Below are 24,188 nucleotides of genomic sequence, written 5' to 3'. Positions count from 1 at the left end.
CGCAGATCGCTCTAGTCTGCGCCTGTTTCGGACTCACCTTAAGTGGCTGGATGCGTATACGCATATGTCTCGTTGAGCAGGTCGTAAACAGTCACCCCGGACTGTGAGTCGTATTCGTGGGAGAACTGAATCGGTTCGAATGTGGACATTTCCCCGATCAACTTTGAAAGAGCTTCAGCTCCTTCTGGATGGCTGACAGCAAAGTCGCTTAACTCGTCTTTAGAGAGACCGTTGCTTCCGTCTTTATCCAGTTCCATCCAGTTTTTCACGACGAACTGACGAAGCTTTTCAGTTTCACTGGCCATGTACCTCTGCATTAATTCTCTATCGGCAGAAGTGATAGTCTGATCGTCGGCGTGCTCTTTTAAGAATGCATTGATTTCCTTCGGATTGATGTAGGCGTCACCATCTCTGTTCATGGCGGCAGCATTTTTCGTGATAAATGCAGAAGCTTTGTCTTGCTCTTCTTTCGACAGCTCGGGTGCCATGACGATCCAGTCCCCGTGACCAGCTTTGAATAGTTTTTCCTGCGACCAGTTATCGATGTCGAGTTTGGTTATGCCAGCGTTTTCAAAACCAGTCTCGTCATTATTGGCTTCTTCGACTTTATCGTAGTGCTCGTTCAGGTAGCTCAGGTACTTAAGTTCAGCTGGACTCAGTTCGGCTTTGTGCTTAGAAGAGTATGCGTTTAAATCTGCTTGTGTTACCCAGCCATCTTTGTCGCTGCCGCTCTGATCTATCTCATCGAAATGCTTGAGAAAGAACTCCCGTCCTCGAGCTACTTCTTCGCTAGTAAGCGTCTCCCGGTCTGTATTCAATAGCGACCGAGTTACGATGCCGTCAGCACTGACCGCGACTGATTCGGCGCCAGGTTTGCCATCTACTGTCCAGGTTTTGCCGTCTGTGGTCTGATAAACGTGGGGCTCGGCTCCCCCTGTCGAGATGCTCTGTTTCGGAAGGTCCATCTCAACAACGGTGCCATTGTTATATTCAATGCGTTTTTTTGAGGCGCTTTCTTGGACGGTCAAGCGGCCGTTCTCTGACGTGACTGAAACAGCAATTTCTGGCTGGTCACCTGTTTTCGAGGTCCAAGTGCCATCGGCTTTTCTGGCAAGCACTTGTACATCTTTGCCGCTATTGTCTTTGTATGTGATTGTGCTGGGATTTCCGTCCGCGTTATCCAGATGGATAGTGCGACTTTGACCGTTGGAAAGAGGCTTTTGTAGTTCAAGTTTTTTATCCGGTTGCACTGAGGCATTATTCGCCGGCTCCTGCTGCTCAGTGGTTCCGGAAGTGGTTATTGATTTTTCGTTTGTCTTTTCTTCGGTGGTTTTTGGTGCAGTCGGTGACTTTTCGGTTGTCTGTTCTTCGGTGGTTTTCGGTGCTGTCGGTGGCTTTTCGGTTGTCTTCTGTTCGGTGGATTGCGGTTGTTGTAGCTGTTTGAGTTCCTCTTCTGTATAGACTTTCAAGGTGTCTTTTGAAGTTAGTGAGTTCCAATTTTTGGGAATAGAATTTTGCATGCCCGCTCTGGCGTCTTCTTCTTTGAGGTCGTCAAATTTTTTCTGCGTGTTCGACCGTTGCATCATTTTTGCGATTTCGCCGAAAACATCCTGCTGCGTCGGAGCACCATATTTCTCTGGCAATGCATTATGCATTAGCGTGAGCTTCGCTTTCGCTACATCGTAGAGAGTCGTTCCGCCCTTCAAGTTTGTATCAGGCTCCAGACCTAATTCCTTTGCCAACTTCTGTCTGCTGTCGTCTGATTGCGGCTTTTCAGTGAGTCCGTTTTTTCGAACTTCGTTGATATCGTCTTGCGAGATGCCGTTCTGGTTATCTTGTTTTGCATTTTTCAATTCGTCGTATTTTGATGCGACGTTTTGCAGCATGAGCTTTTCCATCGGGTCGTTCGATTTTGACGCAGCATCTTCGATAACCTTTTTGTCTTTTCCCAGGAAGTTCTGGTTGTTGTTCATGTATTCGATCGACAGTGGTTGAATCAGACCCTGTTCCTGCGCCGTCGCTGCAAATTTCTCCATGTATGCCTTCATAGTGCTTTCCGCTTCGGCGTTTGGCGTTTTCGAATTCAGGTTGAGTTTCTTATGCTCGTTCTGTATCTCTTCAAGCATCAACTTGGAGGCTTCCGCCGCTCCTGACTTTTGCAATTTTTCCTTGACCTCGTTTACGTCCTTAACTGCATCTTTTTGTGCGGCGTCCGTTTGTTCTGACATGTTAGTAATCTCCAGTAAATTGACTGAAAAGCGAGGGGCATTTCTTGGCGAACCGGGTTTGTTCGATGCCCTGAAATTACAGACGATAAATTTCGGAGTTGTTAAATGACTCCGAGCGACTTGAATAAGTAATCGGATTGCTGACCTTAAAATCAGCAGGTGCTCGTCACCGATGCTTAAGAACTGAGCAGATGCTCGTCACCGGTACTTAAGAACTGAGCAATTGCTTGTCAGCGAGACCTAATAAATAAGCAGTTGCTTGTCGGCCAGGGACGGTAGTGCGGTACTGTTTACTTCCAGACGCAGATTTTTCAGCACCGTATCAGTGCATTTGCGATCGGCTCCATATCCGGCGATTTGCTGCCAGGGACCAGGAAAGAAAGCGATGTCGATTGCGTTCACTTCGCCCTGCCTGGTTTTGCATGGAGCAATATCTGTGAGCTTGAAGTGGGTCCAGTCTGATTTTGTCGGAATAGATGATGGCAGCCGCGCAAGAAAACATTCAGTATTTTTGTCTGTCACTGTCGAGATGACAATGCCTAGCTCGCCCGGCTTGGGACCTGAGTGCATGTCTCCTTCAAGGGTGATTTCTACATTTGCTGCACTATCGAGCTTGGGCAACTTGCGCACCAGTCCGGTTGATCGGGCTGCCTTGAGAATGCTCCTGCTTATTTTTATCTCTCCAGTCGGCGTTCGCATGTTCTCATCGAAGTCGTCTGGAGAAAGCGCAATATTGAGATTGGATGGCTTGAGTGGCGTGCTTGATTTTAATTCCTCTGCCGCTGGGTTTGCGTCTTTGGCAAGCAGTAAGTGAATGCGCGGATTATCGCTAAATGTCCAGCTCCGCATCGTTCTTGCTGCCGGAATCGGACTTTCATTGCGCATCTCCAGTGACGATTTCGAGTTGATTAACCGGTTTACGCAGAGGAAGTCGGGGCTCAAATAGTTGCGAGACTCCTGGTTGTCACCGTATATGGTGCAACCCTGCTGTCCGGCAGTGATTGTGATGTTGGCGACGCCGTCCTCAATCGCGTTAAGAGGAACAGGAATGGCTCTCCAGATCCTGAAATCGTCTACCTGGACATGCATTCCGTAACCCAGTTCTTTTAGCAGGTTGAATGCCTGGTAGCGCTGCGGATCGTAGTAGTTGAAGGCGATTAGATTTCCGAAGCACTTGTGTCCGTTCACTTCGACCCGTGCGGACTCTAGATTGGCATCTCCGTCCACCAACAGAAGGGCAATTGTTGAACCCGGCAATGATTGGGGGTTGAATTTGATTGTGGCAGCGAGTTTTTCGTTATTGGTAAGTGCATGTGCGACTTCTTCCAGGCGCTTGCTTGATTGTTTTTCGCTCTGGGCAACAAGCTCTACGCTGCCTGCCGACAATATCGATGCAAGCGCGATGGTCTTCCATTTTTTTGAATTTCCGGGCAATAATGCCAGGAACAACGCCGACAGAACCGGCGCAAAGGCAATTTGAGGGAAGGCATATCTGCAAACTGGCTCAAACATCAAGTAGACGCATTGCCCTGTCGCAGCTGCAATGCATAAGATTGCCAGTTTGTTCTTGCGTTCGCTCGTTAGTATCCAGGCAAACACTCCGCCCAACCCCAGAAAGAGCAGGAGGCAATGATAGAAGCCCTGCGGGCGCGTTCCGACTCCGAATACGTTAGCTCGATAATCGTTCCATGGTGTGGAGTAGAGATGTCCAAATTTTTCCAAAAGAATGTTGATGCAGTCTTGCGGATGACTGAGCCAGATTCCTTCGATTGTCGAAAGCGGCTCGCCTCCGGTATTCATCACACGCTCGAAGCCTGATGGTGGATTTGTCTGCCAACCGCTTGTTTCTGGATCCCATCCGATCAGAGCGTTATGGACGGGCATTCGTTGCACTGTTATGGCCGCTTTGCCTGTTGTCTGCTTTGTATAGAGCATCCAGGGACTGATTGAGAGTCCTGCGCCGAGAAGAAGTGAAACGACAACGGCGAGTCTGGCGCGCGTCATAGCCAGGCAAGCAAGCCACGATAGTGCCACCGACGGTATCATTCCTGGTTTGAGCAGAATTAGAAGCCCTGAGACAATGCCTGCCGCAAATCCAAATTGATTGCAGGCTGCTAGACTGGCAAATTTACTCAATATCGACCGAGTTGTGACTTTTGAGGAGGACGCGTCTTTTTCTTCGCCTGCTTTTCCGTCCGTTTTCGTGGATTCGTCAGCGCTCTGGTTTTCCTCCGTGCGCGGTGCCGATATAGCTCCTCTCAGAGCCAGTGGCAAGCTAAGCAGAAGAACCACCGCCAGGCTTTCTGTCATCAGCCTTCCAGACGCAACGAGCGCTGCTGGGTACAGAGCCCAGAGCGCGCAGCAAGTGAAAGCGACAGCATGCTTGCGTGTCATCTGAAAAGTGATCTTGCAGATCAGTGTAGTCGCTAGCGCGTGCAGTACAGTTTGAACCCAGACAATGAGGGTCCAGTCAGCGCTGGTTGGAATGCGCCCCAGAAGCGCATAGACTGAGCCAAACAGTGTCGGCAGCACCGGACCATCGAGCATGATATATTCGCGCAGCGATTGTTCTGCCGCGGCTACCTGATCCGCTTTCATGCTCACCAGTGCGAGAATCAATCCTGTCATTCTCTGGCACGATTCGAAATAATGCCTGCCGTCAAACAGCAATGCTACTTTCACGCCATCATCGAGCAGATGATAGAGAGTCGTGACGGCAATTGTGATGACAAAAACTGCCCCATAAGCCCGCCAACCAAGATTCGCTTTAGCCGGTCTCACTTGCAGCTATTCGCTCATCAACACCGTTGGTGCCCAGCCGAACTTTTTCAATGTGTCGGTGAAGCTCGTTTTATTCTCATTGGCATAAACTACTGCAATCACGGCTTGCTCGCTGGAGATAATGCCGGCATCCAGGGCTTCTTTGCAGTCTTTCATAGCAGTAACAGTTGCCTGGTCAAGCGCACCAACTTGCTGCAGCGTTTGTACGAGGGGCACCTTATTCGACTCGGCTAGCGGCTTAGCTGCTTCAATATCCTCGTCTGAAACGAGACCGGTCATGAAGAGCAAGTCATTCAGGTCGGTTTTCAGAGATTCAACGTCATAATCGCCAGGATTGGAGAATATCTCATTCATCTCAGCGTGCGTGTTTACGTTTCTGATGCGCTTTAAGATGCTTGCCGCCTGGTCTTCGAAGAGCGTTCCTTTTTTGATCATATCGAGAAGGCGCAGCGTCGCTTCGATGGTAAGCGGTGTGCCGTAGCCGCACTCCACAAGTACTTGTTCAATAGACCTGTCTTCGACAAGCTCGAGTTCTTGCGCTGAAAGAAGTTGACCTTCAGTCATGAATCCTGCCAACACGAAGAGCTCGCCGACGCCGAATTGAAGCTTGATTGTGCGAATTTTCTGATCTTCCAGTGCTTGCTTGAGACTGATTTCTTGCAAGCGCGCCACTCTCAATGCCTGAATCGCAGATTCTCTATCCAGCACCTCGTCACGAATGAGGCGAAGAGCCAGAAGAGTAGAGTGGAGATTCTGGTTGGAAATTGCTCCCATACCGATCAGAACCAGGCCCAGAGGCAGCCCTGTGTTGAGGCTCTGACGCAGCCCTTCGTCAAGGTGGCGTGGATTTACGACTCCAGCTTGTCGCATGATTTCGCCGAGTTTACTGGTCAGCTTGCCCTGGGCTTTCTCAACGCCTGGAGCCAACTTGCGCAGCGCCGTATTGAACTCCATTGATTGAAATGCAACCAGTTCAAGCACTTTTACAGCACTGTCCAGGCTGATTTGCTGGCTGTCGAGCATGTTTTGCAAGGTGATTGCTGCCTGCACTCCATCTGCATTCAGATGTCCGTTCATGCCCAGCGTGCGCTCGAGTGGGATATGCATCTTTTCGCTCAGGGCGACTGCATCTTCGAGCGCTTCCGGTGTCACTACTCCCGTGCGAACAAGCAGATCGCCCAGCCGCAGTGCGAGTTCAGCGGGTTCTAGCTGTGCTGATTCGGACATAATCAATTACTCTTTTTGCTGCGCGACAGAACGATCGGGAACTGTCCGCTCTTCGCTTTTGCTTTTGCAGCTTTGGCAGACATGACCAGGCTTTCCATGTCATCACCATCGGCGGGTAAGCAGGCTATGCCGAAGGCGAGTTCGAGAGAATTACGGTCAACGCCTTTGATCAGCGGAGTTGCAGTCAAGCTTTCCAATATTCTGTTAGCCACGAAAGCAGCAGAAGAACCAGTGGTATTCGGCAATAACAAACCGTAGTCGACTGCTTCGAAGTGTCCGATGATATCGAGTGGTCGTTTTACCAGATCGATTCTCATCGCTGCAATTCCCGCAGCCTGACTGGTTAGTACGTCTGATGTAGAACTGCCGTCGCGACGATTTTTGATTTCAAAAACTATCAATGAGAGCGGAAAGTTGTACGCTTCATAGCGGTTCAGTTCATACTCCATGAAATACATCAGGGCTGGATACGAGTAAACGCCTGTTTCCGGGCGAATGAACGATTCGTGAATCGCTTGCACTTGCGCTCTTGCTTCACCTAAAAAGTCTAAAGCAGAACCCTTGATCGCGTCAGGTTGTTTGATTTCGATCAAACCGCAAGAGAGGAAATTGAAAAGCAGCGCCGTCCACTTCGTGCTATCCATGGGCTTGTCGCGCAAGAGGTCTGTGAAGGTGCGCTTGTGTCTCAAGTAGTGATAGACATCACGTTGGAATTCAAAATCGAGAGGAGCGCCTTTGGTGAGCATCAGTTTCAGCTCTGTATCGCTCAGATTTTTGTGCAGGCGAATCAGATACGATTCGTAGGCCAGGCCGGCTCGTTTCAGATGTCGTTTCTGGTCGAGCAGTAAGACTCCTTCTGTGATCACCTTTTCCAGCGTCTCATTCACCGATCGCATATCAGTGCGAGAGTTCGGAGTGAAGACGTATGTTCCTTTCTCCCAGGTGACCAGCTCTTTGATGGCACCGTCGCCATATTCTGACGGCGTGCTGGCATGTTTAGGCATGCCGTGCTCGAAATATACTTCGCCGACTGTTTCTTCGCCGAGGATTTCCAGTTTGCCTGTGGCCTGGTTCGTTACAAGGCTCCGTAAAAGCTGAGGAACAGCCATTTCAGCCAGTGTGCCTTCGATTGTGTCGGACTTCTTCTCTGCCTTGACGTATACACCCTCAGGTTCACGTTTCGCAGGCATCAGAGGCTTGGGCATGGGTAGCCCTGTCGGTCCTAAGTCATCGGCGGACGAGTCCAGATATGGGTTTCGCATCATCGGCTGCTGCGGTGCTTCCGGCTTAACAGGCTCTGGTTTTGTAAAGTAGCCTGGTTGATAAGAGGCAGGGCTCTGGTATGGATTTTGTTGGTGCTGCGGTTTTAGTGCGCCGAATGGATCTGGTGCTTGTTGAACCGGTTGGGGTTTGACTGCTTCAAATGGGTCACGGGGGCGCTGCGGCTCGTTTGGAGTCTCATTTGCCGGTGTGGCTGGTTTCGACTTCTTGAGCATGCAGACAACGTCGTTGACCAGCTCGAAATCAGACGTTTCAAATTTCCAGACCAGTCTTCCTTCCATGCCATCGTCTTCCCACAAGGTCCATGTGGGGCTTGGAGCAGCGTTTTCGAACTTGGCGCTCATGCTGTAAGACTTGGTCGAATCAGGCTCCGCCCAGATTTGTTCGACTTCACGCCCGGTTTCGGCGGCTTGCTGGTGCATCGCCTGCAATTCGGCCATGTTTGGGGCGATGGAAGCCTTTGGCAACTTTATCTTTGATGGATCTGGTGGTGGCTTCTTTGAACTGCTAAACATGCCTTGTATCGCCTGATGGTAAGGGTAGCGGTGTAAAGTTGTAGGGAACCGATAGCCGATAGCAGTACATATTACATGCTGAAACGGTCAGCCGGTTCAACGGTAACTCTAACATTCCCAAATTTACTGCGCCAGTCTCACGGAATTGCCATAACGTTCGCCAGTTGCCGTAAAAGCGCCTTTAAGGGCGGCATCTGAGCTGATTGCGGAAACCAGATTGTCAACGAACTTTTTGCCGCCGTAACCGTTCAAGTGCACAGTGTCTCGATAATCGCTCTTGTCATATTGTTCGAATTTACACAGGTCAAGCAGCGCGATTTTTTTATCAGTAGCGAATTGGTTTAAATCGGCTCTATATTTTGCGTAGTCTGCCGGCTTGAGAATCTGAACGTTGTCTTGAGTGATGGGCATTTGCACGAGAATAAGCTCGATATTTTCCCTGTCGCACACGTCGATGATGCGCTCTAGAAACTTGAACTGTGTTTTGTAAAGGCGTTGGTCCGGATTTCTGTAGCGGTCCATGTAGTCACGACGATTGTCAATCATTGATGTTTGGTTGTTGACTGTTTGCAGGGCCAAAAATGTCCCTGGTTCGATATTGAAGGGGCGGAGCAGGGCTCTCAATCGAGTTGCGAATGGTCCGGCGGCGCCTTCCTGCTCAGGAAGATTGAAGATGCCGTTGTGAGTCAGATATTGTCGGGAAAACTTTTCCAGTGCCAGGCGACAGTCTTGCGAGATGCGATAGAGATTGACCGATCGCTGCAGCAACCAGTCGAACTTGCCGAATGGAGATGAGTAATAATCCAAACCGCAGTCACTTATATCGACGCTACGCTGCAAGAACTTGAATGCTTCGGTGTCGGACGGGCTTTGCATTGTGCCGTCGATAAAGTCTCTGGGCGCCAGACCGTAAATGATGATGGAGGGCTTCATGCCCTCCTTGAGCGCAGCTTTCAGGGTCAAGTAAGCATCAGAAGGCATCTGTCCGGGTGCCGAAATATTCATCGTGTTGAATGAGCCACCTAATTTGTTGCTCAAAGTATGGTCCAGATAGCTGGCACCGCGATAGGTCGCCAGGTCGAGTGAATGTTTCAAATAATTTGCATCGCACTCGGCGATCGCTGCCACCATCAGTGATGACCCGAGCAGTGCAACATTTGCAGGTCTGGAAGCGCTCCTGATGTCGTTGACCGTCCACCAGCTCCAGCCTCGGTAAGATGAGACATCGGGATTTATTTTCGCATAGGGCGTGTACGCTATTCCTGCATTGATGGCTGCAAATGCCATCAGCGATAGCGTGAATGCTGATAGAACTCTCGTTTTGGTCGGCACTGCCGGTCCCGCTTTTACCGTAGCTACTTTTGCAGACGTGGCTTGTGCGTGCTCTGGTGAGTGGCTGAGTGAGCCAGGCTGACCATTGGTATCAGCTTCCGAAACTTTCGGCTCGACGAAAACTCTGGTCAGAACGGTGCGCCCCGGTCGATAGGTATTCAGACATAGACTAATAGGTTCATAGATATAGTGATCCTATTGTGGCAAAATTTTTATACACAACAGGCGTTGTCGGAAGCGCTCTTCTGCTAGATTCGAGCCGTGATGACGGCTGTGAACGATGAACAAAACGCGCCGGCAGAGCCAGCTGAAAGTGGCTCAAAGAATGGGCTTACGACCCTCGGCGATTTTATGAAGCGATGGCATTTGTTAATCGCTCTGGCTCTGATTATTGCTTTTGAATTTGTTTGTTTTGGACCGATTGTAAACAAAGTCGGCTTTTATCTGGATGACTGGATCACGCTGAACCTGATTCAGTGGGGACCTAAGTCATTCTTTTCGGCCTTTCATCAATACCTTCTCAGCGATCCGCGTGTCATAGTGCGACCGGTGGAAGCCTTTTTCTACGTCGTGGAATTTTTCGTTTTTGGTTTGAAGCCCATCGGCTATCACCTTGTTAATGCGGCGCTTGAGATAGCTTCTGCATTTTTGCTCTACGTTGCTTTGTGCGATCTTACCCGCAAGCCTGCACTATCTCTGGTGGCAGGATTGATTTTGATTGCCTATCCGAATCACGATGTTACTCACTACTGGTCGACTTGCAGCTCCGAAAATGTCAGCCTGGCGCTGTCTATGGCCAGTCTGGCTTTGACCACAAAGGGCGCTATTCAAGGAAAGCTGAGTTATCACTGCTGGTCGGTTGTCTGTTTCCTTCTGTCTATTTTTTGTTATGAAACTTTTTTACCACTGGTATCGTTGAACGCTTTTTTCGCTTATATCGTTTTCCTTCGTTCGGATGATGCACTCAAAGCTTTCAAGCGAGCGACGCTGGTGAGTTTGCCTTTTGCGCTTTCTGTCATTCCTCTGCTCATCTACTCGCGTGTGATTGCGCCGATGCTGGGACCGGCACAGGTTCATGCGGTGCACTTCGATCTGCGCAACATTATCAATGTAGTCGTTGAAGGTGTGCGTATCAATTGTCCACCGTATTCGGTGCAGTATTTTGCCGAGGTCGGTGCGCGCGCCTATGAATACACCTCCGGTAAGACCCTGTGGACCACGTTCGGGATTGCTGCTGCTGTCTTGATGGCGGCAATGTGGGGGCTTTTGAGACTCTCTGATGATAAAAATCAGCCGACCATTCTTCTGCCGCTCGGGCTCATCACTGTCGTACTCTCGTATACGATTTTTGGTTTGAATCCGGAATACTTCCCGACTTTCCAGACTCTGGTAAATCGCATCAATGAAGGCGCCGCGGTGGGTATCGCCATCGCCACTGCCGGTTTTATTGCCCTGATTTTGAGGATGCTTGGTGCAAAAGCCGGCAGTGCAGTTCAGGCACTCGTCATTGCGGCTGTGTTGCTGCCCATGCTGGCCCTCAGTTTCATCGCCGACAGAGGCTATGCACAGCCCTGGATACTGTCCTGGTACACCCAGAAGGTGATTCAGGATTCGTTGAAAGCCAACGCCGGGCGATTCCGCCCGGGTGATTCGATCATTCTTGCTAACTGCCCCCGCTATGTTATGTGGGCGCCGCTATTTGACGGAGTTTGGGACTTTCAGCCTATGTTGCAGCTGACCCTGAAGAGTCGTGATATCAAAGGTGGTGTCGTGTCTGAACGAATGGAGATTCAGAACAACCAGTTGAAAGATATATCGCGAGGTGTTGTCTGCAATACATATGACTTCAGCAAGCTCTTCATCATTATTCCTCCAAAGGGTGAAATAGTGCCGATTCACAGCGCCGAAGAGTTTATTTCTACAATCGAGCAACGTGGTTTCGGTTTTGGATTGGAGCGAGCGGTGTTGTCGAAATGGCGCAGCCAGCTCAGTCGGTCAAAGTAAAATTCACCTAACTTTTGCGGCTCTTTTGTTAAGCACCAATTATCTCTGGTGGGTAGGGCAAGACGCAGCACAGAACGGCGTTGAGCCTGAATTAGCTACAATTTCGGCAAGCGTCACTTGAAATGCCCCTGCCCCTGTGGTTCACTGGGTTCCGGCTGGTTTTGATCGGCGAAAAACGGTTACTGTAGGACTTCTTAAACATATATGAGCGACTACCTCGACTCCCTCGAGAACGAAAGCATTTTCATCATCAGGGAAGCTTATAGCAGGACTAAGAATCTCGGTCTGCTCTGGTCAATGGGTAAAGATTCGACGGTGCTGCTGCACCTGGTTCGTAAGGCATTTCTAGGCAATGTGCCGATTCCGCTTGTGCATATCGACACGAGCTATAAGATTCCGGAGATGATCACCTGGCGTGACAGCTACACGAAAGAGCATGGTCTGCGTTTGATCGTCGGTGCGAACAAGAGAGCTCTCGAGGAAGGCATGAACCCCGGTATGGGACGGCTTACTTGCTGCGGCGCTCTCAAGACTCAGGCTTTGCTTGACACAATCAAAGACCACAAAATTCAAGCTTTGTTGGTGGGTATTCGTCGTGACGAAGAAGGTTCGCGCGGCAAGGAACGAGTCTGTTCACCACGTCCTGAAAGCGGTACCTGGACTTACAAAGAGCAGCCTGCCGAAATCTGGCACTACTACAACATGCATGTTCCTGAAAACATTCATTTGCGAGTACATCCGCTGTTGCAGTGGACAGAGATGGATGTCTGGGAATACATTCGCCGCGAAAATCTCGACATCATGCCGCTTTACTTTTCAAAAGATGGTAAACGGTATCGCAGCTTGGGATGCTCACCATGCACCGGCACAATCGATTCGACTGCCAGCAATCTGGACGAAATCATTGAAGAATTGAGAACTACAAAAACCGGCGAACGCGCGGGACGAGCGCAGGACAAGGTTGATACCTATGCCATGCAAAAGCTGAGAAGCGGAGGTTACATGTAATGGGCGTGGAAGCCGCTGCGGAACTGGAGTTGCACAAAGTCGTAGTCGTTGGTCACGTTGACCATGGTAAATCGACATTGCTCGGTCGCATTCTCCTCGAGTGTGGACGAGTGCCCGAAGACAGAATCGCTCACGTTGAGAAGATCTGCTCAGATAAGAGTTTGCAATTCGAACCAGCATTTTTGTTCGATGCTCTGCAGGAAGAGCAGGAGCAAGGCATCAGCATTGATACCACTCGCGTTAACTTCGAGTTTGACGGTCACAAGTTCATATTGATCGATGCCCCCGGGCATCTTGAATTTCTCAAAAATATGACCTCCGGCGCCTCTGAAGCTGACCTCGGCATTCTGGTAGTGGACGGCAACCAGGGGGTTCGCTCCCAGACTGAAAGGCATCTGAAGATTCTCAACATGCTGGGTGTGCGTCGCGTTATCGTCGCGCTCAACAAAGTCGATCAGATCAAATATGACCAGACTGTTTTTGAAGACGTCTGCAAGAAGACTAGAGAAATTATTGAACAGCAGGAAATCACCTGCGAACAAATTGTTCCAATCAGCGCTCTGGCTGGCGAAAACATCACAACTCCGACCGCCAAACTTGATTGGTATGTCGGAAAGCCGCTGCTTGGAACACTTATCGACGTATCGCAGAAATTGAGCAGCCTCAAAAAAGAGGATCAGCCTTTCCGCATGCTGTTGCAAGATGTCTACAGGTTTGAAGGCGACAGATTGTTTGCCGGTCGGGTTGTCTCCGGCTCTATCAAAACTGGCGCTGAGATCTTCTTTTCGCCGTCAGGAAAAATTTCGCGCGTTGAGGCGATCGAAAAGTTTGGTGAAACCGGAGTCGAGTCTGCCGTTGCTGGAGAATCCATCGCGTTGCGGCTTACCGAACAGGTTTTTGTTGAGCGCGGCGAAGTTATTTCCTTGCTTGATAATGCACCTGAAATCGACACTGAGTTCAGAGGGAAACTGGCTTGGCTTTCATCCAATTCATACTCGGCTGATGCTGAGTATATGCTGAAAATGGGTACTGCCGAAGTGCCTTGCAAGGTAGAGTTGCTTGACCCGGCGACACAGGAAAAGCGATCCGGCGACAGTGAAATTCTTGCCAACGGCGGTTTCGCCGATGTCATCATCAAGACTTTCAAGCCGGTCGCATTCGATCGCACCGCTACTGGAGCCATCATCGAAAAATTTGTTGTTTGCACCACCCACGATACTGTGGCCGCTGGTGTCGTCGATAATCGACCTGTGCGTGTAGAGCGCAGTCTCAAGGTCAACCCTAACTTGCGTCATGAGTCTGGTTATGTTGAGCGGCTACGATATGAAGCGCTGAACGGACATCGTGGTGCTGTTTTGTGGATGACCGGCTTATCCGGTTCCGGCAAGAGCAGTCTGGCTAAGGAGTTGGAAAAGGCACTTTTTGCAAGAGGTTGCCGCGTCGCTGTGTTAGATGGCGACAATTTGCGTTTCGGACTTTGCGCCGACCTCGGTTTCAGTCCGGAAGACCGTTCAGAAAATATTCGTCGTATCGCTCATACAGCTAAACTATTCCTCGATACGGGATTCATCGTTATCACCGCTTGCATTTCGCCTTATGCGAAAGATCGCGAAATTGCGCGAGAGATAATCGGTGCTCAGGACTTCAAAGAACTTTTTGTATTTTGCCCGTTGGAAGAGTGTCAGCGCCGCGATCCAAAAGGCTTGTACAGTAAAGCTTCGGCTGGACAGATTAGTGCCGTGACCGGCTTCGATTCGCCGTATCAGGCTCCGCAGCGTCCAGCTGTAAGACTCGACTCCAGCAAAATGACTGTTGCTGAAGAAGTGGATGCAGTGATTGCTTTGCTCAGTCAGAACGATGTTCTGCCTGGTGAACAAGCTTTGAACAATGAATTGTCTGAAATTTTGCGTACATCGGGACCTCGCTCACTACAGGCTATCAATGACTAAAAACAAAGTGCACATTGCGATTGTTGGTGGCGGATTTAGTGGCACGCTAGCCACGATTCGACTGGCTAAGTTGCTCAAGGATACAAAGAACGCAGCCAAAATCTTCCTCGTCGAGAAAACGAAGAAAATTGCTCGGGGTGTGGCGTATGACACTCAATGCGATTTGCATTTACTAAATGTACCGGCACAAGACATGAGTGCTCTCCCTGAAGATCGCGACCACTTCTTGAACTGGCTCTCTCAGCGTTATTCGGCAGTAGCTCCTTCCGCTTTCGTATCCCGCAAAATCTATGGCGAGTATGTCTCTGAGTTTTTCCAACAAACTCTCAATGCTCTGGGCGAGGGCGTCGAGGTCGAGATTGTCGATGACGAAGCGGTTGAGCTGAGCGGCGACGAAAAACATCTCAAGTTGGCATCTGGAAGAGTAATCGAAATCGACAGATTGGTGCTGGCTACCGGTCACTTCCAACCAACGCTGGTTGTCGAAGATGCTGCGGTCGTTAACAGCGGTGCTTACATCAACAATCCCTGGGCGCAGGAAGCACTGGAAGGTCTTTCCACACACGACAATATTCTTTTGATCGGTACTGGTTTGACGATGGTCGACCTCGTTGTTCAGCTGCAAGCAGCTGGACATCAGGGCATAATAACTGCTATCTCCAGACACGGTTTGATGCCCAACAAGCATCGAATCTTCAATCGCATCGAGGGCACGCCCGTCGGCGGCAATCTCCCAACTGTGTTTCCGTCCAAGGTGCGCGAGTTGTTCAGCACCATACGAGCCGCTTGTGAAAAAGCTGACGCGTCAGCTGATGCTGACTGGCGGTTAGTCGTAAATGAATTGCGCCCGCACACGCAGAAGATCTGGAGCGGCATGGATACCGCTGATAAGAAGCGTTTCCTCCGTCATGCGCGTCCTCTCTGGGAAGTTCTGCGCCATCGCATGGCTCCCGAGGTAGCAGCGGTGATTGAATCTATGCGTGAAGACTATAGACTGCGCATAGTGGCAGGTCGATTGTTGACTGCAGTCGTTTCCGGTAACTCGGTGGAAGTAACCATGCGTTTGCGCCGCTCAAGACGTGTTCAGACTGCGACTTACCGACGCATCATCAATTGCACCGGACCGAATATCGATTTGCGCACCACAGACGATCGTTTTATCAAAGGGTTGATCGAAAGCGGGGCTGTCGTTCCTGATCAATTAGGTTTGGGATTGCAACTGAGCGAGCATGGCTATGCCGTGCGCGCCAATGGTACTCGCTCAGAATCGATCATCACGATTGGTGTTCTGCGCAAGGGACAACTGTGGGAAACAATCGCAGTGCCCGAATTGCGCGTTCAGGCAGCGCAGCTGGCTGAGCAGATTGTTCGCACGACGTTTGTTTCCGAAGAAGTTTGCGGAGCTGTTGCTGCTGCCAGTCAGGTTGCTTACAATCCTGCATGAAGCGAGTTTTGGCTCTCTCTGCTCTGGCGACACTTTCTCACTACATTTGCGCGTCGAGCGCGTTAGCTCAGACTGCTACGCGTCAGCCGAAAGCACCTGCTTCAGCGATGAGTGACTGGTACGGCACGTTGCGTCAGTGCGAGGAGCAAATGGCGCAGGGGCATTTTTCGCAAGCTGCCAATAGTTACATCAAGGCTTTAAAGACAGTGAAGTCGCTGAGCACTCCTAACACTCCGAAGCCTGATGCTACCGAGAGCGCAAACATAAGCTGTGGCGATAAGCGATTCATTGAGCTGATGGCAGTTGGCGACGAGCTAGCGGCGCGGGGGTCAAAGCCGATGAAACCTGACTCCGCTGCCACGGTTGCGGCTGACAACAAATTGACTGAATCAGCTATGAAGTGTCGAGAAGAGACAGCGGAGACCGTTTGCGGTGCTGATTCGGGGGCGGTTATCGCTGCCTGGCAGGGGCTGCTGCTTCATTACAACATGGTGCAGAATCGGACTCTAGCTGATGTATATCAGAAGAAGCTGCTTCGCCCGACAGTGTGCGCGAAGTTCAGCGAAGTTGAGCCTTATCGCACGGCGGGCTCGGCGAGGGCAAGCGCATGGCTGACAACCGAATTGCAGCGGAGCCGGAAGCTCAAACAGATCCCTGCACTTTCTGGCTCAAGCTCCCGGTGATGATATACTTTCGAGGTTGCAACCCCGCCCTTTGCGTAGAATATGCCTATAGTTAAGGCTCTCGCTGAGAAATCAATCGAGCGCGTCGGCACATATCAAGACGTTCCTGATGTAGTGCTTGTCTCAGCTCAGCACGACCGCGGTATGTACCTGTTTCATGACGGCGTCATCGATCGCGTCAGCCGCGGCTCAATCACAGGGCTCTGGCTCAACGACGGCATTCTACACTTTGCCTATGTTTCACACGATCATGCCCGCATCGGTCAAATCAATAGTGATGGCGAAGTGTCTTATCGAGTCAACACGGAAGTCGGTGATATTCACGATATCCGTTTCTTTGATGGGAAATTCTACGCCGTGTCGACTGTCACCAACGAGATTTGCGTTATGACAGAAGACGGCAAGCTTACGGAACGTATCACTTTCCCCGGCTCTGGCGACGCGTGGCATCTCAACTGCCTGGATAACTGGAATGGCAAGCTAGTCGTTTCGGCGTTTGGTGAATTCGATTGGCACCGTCAGTGGAAAGGCAACTACAAGGAGAATGGGCTTGTAGCTGACGTGCAGACGCGTGAGATCTTGTGGAAGGGGTTGTCACAACCTCATTCACCAAAACTCTTGCCGGACGGCACCAAATGCATCTGTGATTCATATGCGCAGAAACTGCTTGTTGACCGCGACGGTGAGGTCAAAAGTGTTGAGTTCAAGGGTAAGTATCCGCGCGGGTTGTCTTTTGGGGAACAGAACCTTTATGTTGGTCTCAGTCAATCACGCCGGGTCGACATGCTCAAAGCGGAAGAAGCCAAAGCGGGAATGGCTGTTGTCGATCGCCAAACGCTGGCAGTGAAGCAATTCATTCCACTTCCGGTCGTAGAAATTTATGATGTGTTAGTGCTGCCGGCGAGTTGAGAGCGAGTTGAGTAAGGCGATGCGAGTAGGAATTATCAGTGCCAGCTTTCCACCCGACTTTGGTTGGGATGGCGGCGCCACTCGTGCTTATGAGCTTGCTATGGGCTTGAAAGCTGCTGGTCACGAAGTAGAAATCTTTGCCCTGGCGGCCGAAATTGAATCGGTAACAATTCAGGATGGAATGCGGGTGCATCGGGTTCTCGTCGATCAGAAGCTGGTGCAGCTTAAGGTCGTGCCCAAGACGACGCCCAACGTCCTCACTATCTGGAGCAGTCGATCTGCGCTCTGGAAGGCATTTTTAAAGGCTCATGCTCAGCGTCCTTTCGAGGTGCTTGATATTCCCAATATTTTGTGGGATGGTCTCTTGCCTTCAATTTCGGGGATGGTGCCGGTAGTAGTTCGATTGCAACAAAACCAATCTCTTTACGACAAGGAGAGCATAGGCGCAAAATCTGCGTTTTCGCTCGACAGTGAATTGGTAAATCAATTCTCTGATTTGACCTTGAACATGGCGGAAAAAATTTACTCACCGACTAAGGAGCTGGCTGCTGCTTTAGTTCCGAGCAACCCGGATAAAGTGGACATAGTCGCTGACCCGATCGATATGGATCGCTTCACCGTATATGGTGCTATGGCTATGCCCAAAGATTCAGACCGAAAGTTGGTTATCGTCGGGAAAGTCCGTGATAAAGCCGTACACAAGTATATGTGCGATGTGATCAAAGGCGTCAATCATCAAAATCACGAGATCCCGTTCCTTATCCTGGCTGAAGACATAACCAGCGATGATGACGAACATCATGCGCAAGAATCTGTGAAAGGGCTTCTAGGTGAGCACAATCCTGTTATTGTCACAAGAGCATATCATCAGCTGCTTCCCGATCTTTTGCGGTCCGCGCAGTACGTGCTGGTAGCTCCGGGATCTGAGCGAGTTCCTTATTCATGGCTCGAACCAATGGCCTGTCAGCGAGCTGTCATTGCCAATTCAGATCCGGGATGCGAGCAGTATATGCGAGCCGGTGAGGATGCAGTCCTGGTCAAACCATTTGATGTTAAAGCCAGTGTAAATGCTGTTTTGGAGCTGTTTGAGGACCGAGCACTGCGTCTCAAAGTTGGTATTTCCGGCTGTCGCGTTGTGCACGAGAGTCATTGCCGTCGACGTGTCATGGGCAAGTTGGAAGACATCTATCGAGCTGCAATCGACAATTATAGAAGCGAAGAACGAGCCGCCGCGCGCGCCATGGCAATGCATGACTTTGTGCAGCGTTCCGAAGCGCTGGTCGCCTCTTATGACAAGATGCTTTACGACCTGCTATTCGTTGAATCGCCGGAGTTTCGCTTCAGACATTGGTTCACTAAGGTTGCAGAATCAAAATCGCCGGCGGCACCGATTGCAAGTACTGTTGCTAAGATTTTCGGCGTTAAACATACTAACGGAAACAGCTCTCCACCCTGACGACAAACTAGGATATTCCCGGTACATTCAGGCGAATTCACCGTGATACCATCACGCTATTCGCGAAATTGGTCGCGTGTTTAGGGGAGGACCGAATATGGCTCGCCGATGGATTTGGCTTTGGATGGCGTTTGGTGTCATGGCTTGTTGGATGGTATCCCTTGGTCGAACTCTGGCGAATTCGCCCGTTCACACGCACACTGCGGGAGGCAAAGGCCGCGCCATGAAAGCACACGACGAAGACGCTCGTACTAAGACACTTGGCGGAGCAGAACGCTATCAAACCTTTGTCAGCACAGACAAACCTATTTACCATCCGGGCGAAAAAGTGTACGTCCGTGGCGTGCTGTTAAACGCTCATAACCACAAACCTTTGCCGGCGGACACAATAGCCACTGCCGCAGTGCAAATAAAAGGTTCGCGAGGGGACATTCTCGTTGCGAGTTCTGTGCCGTCGCAGGATAGTGTCTGGGGTTTTGGTTGGGAAGTGCCAAATGGACAAGCTGGCGGTGAATATACGGTCAGCGTCACCTATCCTTTTGACGGTTATGCGCCCTCTGAGCGTAAATTTGATATTCGCGATTATCGGGCTCCGCGCCTGAAGTCACAGATAACCTTTCTTCGAGATGGATATGGCCCCGGCGAGAAGGTTACTGCCACACTTGATGTGAAACGAGCTGAGGGTGGCGTGCCACAGGGCGCAAAGGTAAACGTCACTGCCCGTGTCGATGGGATTGAGATTGATGGTGGTACTGCGACTGTCGATGAGAAGGGCTTGTGCACGGTCAGTTTTGATTTGCCGCGTCAGATTCCTCGCGGAGAAGGAACTCTTGCGCTTGTGATAGCTGATGGTGGAGTGGTCGAGACCGCCGCTAAGACTATTCCAATTCTTCTGCAAACAGTTGATTTGCAGATTTTTCCGGAGGGAGGCGATCTTCTTGCCGGTTTCAAAAATCGTGTTTATCTGCAGGCAAATCAACCTAATGGTAAACCGGCAGATCTTCAAGGTCAGTTGATGTGCAAACAGCTTGGTGTGCCTGTGCAAGTGGCGGAGTTCAAGACAGAACACGAGGGCAGAGGGCGTTTTGAATTTGCTCCTGAGGCTGGCAAAGATTACTTTCTGAAGATCTCATCGCCCGCCGGAATCAAGACTGAATATCCGTTGCCCAAAGTCAAGACTGCTGGTGCAGTTATTCATTCCGATAGCGATGTGTTCGCAAAGAACCGTCCGGTGTCGGTTCGCGTTGGTTGTACTGAGAAAAATTATCGGGTTACCCTGTCCAAGCGCGAAGTTGAAGTAGCAGCCGACAAAGTTTCTTCGGGCGGCTCCGGTTCTTCTGTACATTCGACTCAGTTTGATGTGCCGGCCAATATCGATGGCGTTCTCACTGTCACCGTATGGGACGAGAAAGGAGCGCCTCTTGCAGAACGGCTTGTTTTTCGCGAGCCTGCGCATCCGCTCAATATCACGATTACTTCTGATAAGAAGACCTATATCCCGGGCGACAATGCTGAATTGAAAGTAAAAGCCACTGACGCTGATGGAAAGCCAGTTTCTACAGTAGTCGGTATCACGGTAACCGATGATAGTGTTCTGGAGATGGTGGAGAAGCGTGAGAAAGCTCCTCGTTTACCTGTAATGGTGTTTCTCGAGCCTGAAGTTAAAGACCTTGCAGATGCCGCAGTCTACCTCGATTCCACCAACCCAAAGGCGCCCCTGGCGACCGATCTTTTGCTGGGCACTCAGGGATGGCGCCGTTTCGCCATAATGAGTCTAGCCAAGTTTGTTGAAAAGTATGGCGATAAAGGGCGTACTATGCTCGCCGCTAAAAGAAATGCGCCTGATGTGTCATTTGGAGCCGTGTGTTTTGAGGAAGATGGCGCCCTTATTCAACCGAGGCGCGGTGGTTTGATTCCCGCTCCGCCTCCGGTTGTTCCTGGTGCTGTCAACGGTTTGCGTGGTGCTGGTGTGCTTGCCGCTGCGCATGGTGCTGGGGTGCTTGGCGCTGCGCATGGTGCTGGGATGCCTGCTGCTGGAGCTCCTGCGTCTGTTCCGAAGAGTGCGGTTGGAAAAGATGAAGAAGTCAACCTGGATCTTATTCAAGCAAAACCGCAACAGGCATGGGCTGCCGGTGACAAGGCTGCCAACAAGATCGTCATGGAAGGAAAACTGGCGCGATTGAATGAGCAGGATTTTCGCAGACAACGAGCCTGGGCTCCCAATTTGTTTGTACGCGAGTTCGCCCATCAGGTTCGAGCAGATCGAAAACCAAACGACCGCGTTGATTTTGCCGAGACATTGTATTGGAATGCCGGAGTTAAAACCGATGCCAAAACCGGCGAAGCTCAAGTAAAGTTTGGCTTGAACGATAGTGTTACGACCTTCAGAGTGTTCGCTGACGGGTTTACTGGTGATGGCGCAGTTGGTGCTGCCAATGTAGGCTTGGAATCAGTTCAACCATTCTACGCTGAAGCCAAAATGCCTCTGGAAGTGACTGAAGGCGACCATATTCTTTTGCCGATTAGCCTCGTCAATGCAACCGCGGAGAACTTTTCCGATGTCGGCGTGGACGTTTCGCTTGCTGGTGTTGAAAAGCTGGCTGCACTGCAGAAAAGTAATTCTGCGATTGCCGCCGGGCAGCGCGTGCGTTGGATTCAGCCGATTGACGTCAACAGCGGAAACGAGTTGAAAGATCTGACACTCGTTGCAAAAACAGGCTTGTTTTCGGACAAAGTACTGCGCAAATTGTCGGTGAAATCGAAAGGATTTCCCATCGAAACGACGTTTGCAGGGGTGCTCGAACCGAATAAAACAGTAAAACATATAATTACAATTCCTCAAGCACTTGTGCCTGGAAGCCTCTCCACGAACACTTCTGTTTTTCCAACTCCGCTTGCGAATCTCACAGAGGCGTTGGAGCGCATGATTCAAGATCCCTACGGATGCTTCGAGCAGACGAGTTCGACGAGTTATCCGCTCACTATGGCGCAACAGTATTTCTTGTCGCATACGAATGTCGACCCTAAACTGGTTGAAGTATCGCGTCAGAAATTGGACGATGGATACAAGAAACTTGTCGGATTCTGGTGCCCCGATCGCGGCTATGAATGGTTTGGAGAGAATCCGGGACATGAAGCTCTGACTGCTTTTGGATTGCTTCACTTTACGGATATGCAGAAGGTTCGTGATGTCGACCAGAATATGATTTCCACCACGCGTGCCTGGCTGCTCAAGCAAAAGGATGGAAAGGGTGGATTCACTCGCAAACGCCGAGCTCTGCACACCTGGATCGAGGACAAAGACTGCTCAAACGCATACATTCTCTGGGCGTTGCTCGAATGCGGACAGCCTGCTTCTGACCTGTCGCTGGAACTCTCGTCAATCAAGAGTGCCGCTAGCGAAAGTAAGAACATGTACGTGGTTGCCCTGGCTGCTAATGCACTCTATCTCTCTGGCGACAAATCAGCCGCAAAGAAATTGATGGATGCGCTGGCTGCTAAACAAAAGCCAGACGGAAGTATTGACGGTATAACAAGCTCGATTGTCGGCAGCAGTGGCCAATCTCTGACTGTGGAAGGAACAGCACTGTCTGTGCTTGCCTGGCTGCATGATCCTGCCTATGCCGCCAACGTTGAGAAAAGCATCAAGTTCCTTGCTGACTCTTGCAAAGCTGGTCGATACGGTTCTACTCAGGCAACAGTTCTGGCGTTGCGAGCCATTGTCAAATATGATCAGCTGCGAGCTCATCCCAAGGCACCGGGTAAGGTTCGGGTCGCTGTTGATGGAAATGTTGTCGGTGACTGGGTGTCGTTCGATCAGTCAAGTCAGGGCGCAATCAAGCTTTCTGACATTTGTTCGAAGTTGCCTCCTGGTGAACATACAATCGAGCTGACGATGCAGAATGGAAGTGTGATGCCATATTCGGTGGCAGCGAAATACAACGCGCTCACACCTGCGTCATCCAAAGATTGCAAACTCGACATCGTGACAAAGCTAGCGCAGGACCACGTTTCAGAAGGTACGGCGACCGAGGCTAACGTGACAGTAACCAACAATAGCAACGAGGTCGTTCCGACGCCAATTGCCATAGTTGGTCTGCCCGGCGGACTGGAACCGCGCCACGCACAGTTGAAGGAACTCGTTAAGAAGAGCGTCATTGATGCGTACGAAGTTCGCGGTCGCGAAGTGGTGCTCTACTGGCGCACCTTGCCCGGCAATGCGAAAGTCGAGGTGCCGCTCAGCCTGGTTGCTGCGATTCCTGGCACCTACACCGGTCCAGCAAGTCGGGCTTATCTCTATTATGGAGACGAGGACAAGAAGTGGGTCGATGGCATGCAGGTGGAGATTGCCGCTGCTCGTTAATGGTACTTTTCGATCAGTTCTCGTTCGCGCTCAGGGCTGATACCTACGGCTAACGGCTTGGTTTTTGAACGGTCTGAACGGTCCGAACGGTGCTCATGATGCCATGCCAGGGTGTCCCTGACAGTTTGTTCAAGAGGTCGAAATTTCAGTCCTGCGTTGAACGCTTTACTGCAGTCAATCTGCTGAAATCCAGCGTACTCGGCTGAGGATGCAGGAATCCAAAACGGAAGGTCAGCAAATGATTGCACTTTTTCGTTTTCCAGAATCTCGTCATCTAACCAGATGAACTCGCAGTTGCCGTTCAGTGCTCGGTTGCTGGATTCGAGAAACTCACCCAGAGTCAGTCTCTGGCGCGGTCCCGTGGCATTGTAGATTCCACGCTCTCCATTCTCCGTCAGTTCGATCAGCCATCGGGCCAGATCTCGTACGTCAATAAATTGCATGGCGGCGTCGGGTTTCCCGGGCGCCACAACCTTGCCGCCTCTGGCGATTCGTGCCGGCCAATAGGTGAAGCGATCCGTCGGATCGAAGGGACCGACAATTAAGCCAGGTCGGACAATCAGTGCTTTTTCTGGAACTATTTCTTGCAAGACCTTTTCGCAGTCTGCTTTGAAAGTGCCGTAGTCGCCGGGCTTTTTCAGCGTTGTATGTTTGATTGGATCGCTTTCGTTCAATCCGATTTTTTCAAAGGAGCCGTAAACAGAGATCGTTGAGACGAATAAATATGTCTCGACGGCATTCTTCAAAATCTCTGCTGACTGAGCAACTACTTCCGGTTTGTATCCACAAACATCTATGACTGCATCAAATTTGCGACCGGCGAGGATGTCCAGATCTTTTTCGCGGTCATCGATGAGTTTTTCGACGTTTTCTTGCTCCGGCAAAACGTGCGTGCCGCGATTGAGAGTGGTCACTTTGTGCCCGGAAGCGAGCGCTTCCAGCACGATGTGTCTGCCCAGAAAGACGGTGCCGCCGATCACAAGCAAGTGCATCTGTGTCTCTCAGGAG

At 50.7% G+C, this 24,188-nt stretch carries 14 protein-coding genes; 8 read left to right on the top strand and 6 right to left on the bottom strand.

From position 1 onward, the window contains the following. Window positions 1-38: 38 nt before the first annotated feature. The 5 genes from EKK48_23765 to EKK48_23745 form a co-directional block, all read right to left on the bottom strand. Window positions 39-2,228 carry a hypothetical protein gene (locus tag EKK48_23765; protein RTL37705.1) on the bottom strand — a complete coding sequence of 730 codons (2,190 nt, stop codon included), beginning with the start codon at window positions 2,226-2,228 and terminating at the stop codon, window positions 39-41. 240 nt (window positions 2,229-2,468) lie between these two features. Continuing rightward, on the bottom strand, window positions 2,469-5,009 hold the full coding sequence (locus EKK48_23760) for a hypothetical protein (protein RTL37704.1): 2,541 nt from the start codon (window positions 5,007-5,009) through the stop codon (window positions 2,469-2,471). 6 nt (window positions 5,010-5,015) lie between these two features. Beyond that, window positions 5,016-6,236, bottom strand: a complete 1,221-nt coding sequence (locus EKK48_23755) for a hypothetical protein (protein RTL37703.1) — start codon at window positions 6,234-6,236, stop codon at window positions 5,016-5,018. Window positions 6,237-6,238: 2 nt separating this feature from the next. Continuing rightward, window positions 6,239-8,032: a DUF4388 domain-containing protein gene (locus EKK48_23750; GenBank protein RTL37702.1), complete on the bottom strand. Its 1,794-nt coding sequence runs from the start codon at window positions 8,030-8,032 to the stop codon at window positions 6,239-6,241. Between the two features lie 123 nt (window positions 8,033-8,155). Next, a complete protein-coding gene (locus EKK48_23745; protein ID RTL37701.1) occupies window positions 8,156-9,364 on the bottom strand; it encodes a DUF1574 domain-containing protein in 1,209 nt (402 codons plus the stop codon). 264 nt (window positions 9,365-9,628) lie between these two features. On the opposite strand from EKK48_23745, the gene EKK48_23740 reads away from it, so the two are divergent. The 8 genes from EKK48_23740 (at window position 9,629) to EKK48_23705 (ending at window position 23,180) form a co-directional block, all read left to right on the top strand. After that, window positions 9,629-11,368, top strand: a complete 1,740-nt coding sequence (locus tag EKK48_23740; protein RTL37700.1) for a hypothetical protein — start codon at window positions 9,629-9,631, stop codon at window positions 11,366-11,368. A 204-nt stretch (window positions 11,369-11,572) separates the two neighbouring features. Next, the gene (locus EKK48_23735; GenBank protein ID RTL37699.1) at window positions 11,573-12,376 is read left to right on the top strand and encodes a sulfate adenylyltransferase subunit 2; all 804 of its coding nucleotides are present in this window, start codon (window positions 11,573-11,575) and stop codon (window positions 12,374-12,376) included. Beyond that, window positions 12,376-14,325 carry an adenylyl-sulfate kinase gene (cysC, locus tag EKK48_23730; protein RTL37698.1) on the top strand — a complete coding sequence of 650 codons (1,950 nt, stop codon included), beginning with the start codon at window positions 12,376-12,378 and terminating at the stop codon, window positions 14,323-14,325. The genes EKK48_23735 and cysC overlap by 1 nt, the downstream gene beginning before the upstream one ends. Beyond that, a complete protein-coding gene (locus tag EKK48_23725; GenBank protein RTL37697.1) occupies window positions 14,264-15,769 on the top strand; it encodes a hypothetical protein in 1,506 nt (501 codons plus the stop codon). Before cysC ends, EKK48_23725 begins: the two co-directional genes overlap by 62 nt. Continuing rightward, window positions 15,766-16,452, top strand: coding sequence for a hypothetical protein (locus tag EKK48_23720; protein RTL37696.1), 687 nt, complete (start codon window positions 15,766-15,768; stop codon window positions 16,450-16,452). The genes EKK48_23725 and EKK48_23720 overlap by 4 nt, the downstream gene beginning before the upstream one ends. Window positions 16,453-16,494: 42 nt before the next feature. Next, a complete protein-coding gene (locus EKK48_23715) occupies window positions 16,495-17,361 on the top strand; it encodes a DUF4915 domain-containing protein (protein RTL37695.1) in 867 nt (288 codons plus the stop codon). 19 nt (window positions 17,362-17,380) lie between these two features. Then, window positions 17,381-18,817 (top strand): glycosyltransferase, encoded by a 1,437-nt coding sequence (locus EKK48_23710; GenBank protein RTL37694.1) that lies wholly within the window; start codon window positions 17,381-17,383, stop codon window positions 18,815-18,817. Between the two features lie 97 nt (window positions 18,818-18,914). Beyond that, window positions 18,915-23,180 carry an A-macroglobulin complement component gene (locus tag EKK48_23705; GenBank protein ID RTL37693.1) on the top strand — a complete coding sequence of 1,422 codons (4,266 nt, stop codon included), beginning with the start codon at window positions 18,915-18,917 and terminating at the stop codon, window positions 23,178-23,180. On the opposite strand, the gene EKK48_23700 is transcribed toward EKK48_23705, so the two are convergent. Beyond that, window positions 23,177-24,172 carry an NAD-dependent epimerase/dehydratase family protein gene (locus EKK48_23700; GenBank protein ID RTL37692.1) on the bottom strand — a complete coding sequence of 332 codons (996 nt, stop codon included), beginning with the start codon at window positions 24,170-24,172 and terminating at the stop codon, window positions 23,177-23,179. The two genes, EKK48_23705 and EKK48_23700, sit on opposite strands and share 4 nt — an antisense overlap. Between the last annotated feature and the right edge of the window lie 16 nt (window positions 24,173-24,188).

The sequence above is a fragment of the Candidatus Melainabacteria bacterium genome (assembly GCA_003963305.1).
GTDB lineage: Bacteria > Cyanobacteriota > Vampirovibrionia > Obscuribacterales > Obscuribacteraceae > PALSA-1081.
Note: the sequence above shows the minus strand (reverse complement) of the source record. Positions and strands in the feature narration are given on the sequence as shown.

Bases quoted from the DNA above. Each gene is read 5' to 3' on its own strand.
- EKK48_23765 (RTL37705.1), bottom strand. From the start codon at position 2,228: ATGTCAGAACAAACGGACGCCGCACAAAAAGATGCAGTTAAGGACGTA.
- EKK48_23755 (RTL37703.1), bottom strand. From the start codon at position 6,236: ATGTCCGAATCAGCACAGCTAGAACCCGCTGAACTCGCACTGCGGCTG.
- EKK48_23750 (RTL37702.1), bottom strand. From the start codon at position 8,032: ATGTTTAGCAGTTCAAAGAAGCCACCACCAGATCCATCAAAGATAAAG.
- EKK48_23740 (RTL37700.1), top strand. From the start codon at position 9,629: ATGACGGCTGTGAACGATGAACAAAACGCGCCGGCAGAGCCAGCTGAA.
- EKK48_23735 (RTL37699.1), top strand. From the start codon at position 11,573: ATGAGCGACTACCTCGACTCCCTCGAGAACGAAAGCATTTTCATCATC.
- cysC (RTL37698.1), top strand. From the start codon at position 12,376: ATGGGCGTGGAAGCCGCTGCGGAACTGGAGTTGCACAAAGTCGTAGTC.
- EKK48_23725 (RTL37697.1), top strand. From the start codon at position 14,264: ATGAATTGTCTGAAATTTTGCGTACATCGGGACCTCGCTCACTACAGG.
- EKK48_23720 (RTL37696.1), top strand. From the start codon at position 15,766: ATGAAGCGAGTTTTGGCTCTCTCTGCTCTGGCGACACTTTCTCACTAC.
- EKK48_23715 (RTL37695.1), top strand. From the start codon at position 16,495: ATGCCTATAGTTAAGGCTCTCGCTGAGAAATCAATCGAGCGCGTCGGC.
- EKK48_23710 (RTL37694.1), top strand. From the start codon at position 17,381: ATGCGAGTAGGAATTATCAGTGCCAGCTTTCCACCCGACTTTGGTTGG.
- EKK48_23705 (RTL37693.1), top strand. From the start codon at position 18,915: ATGGCTCGCCGATGGATTTGGCTTTGGATGGCGTTTGGTGTCATGGCT.
- EKK48_23700 (RTL37692.1), bottom strand. From the start codon at position 24,172: ATGCACTTGCTTGTGATCGGCGGCACCGTCTTTCTGGGCAGACACATC.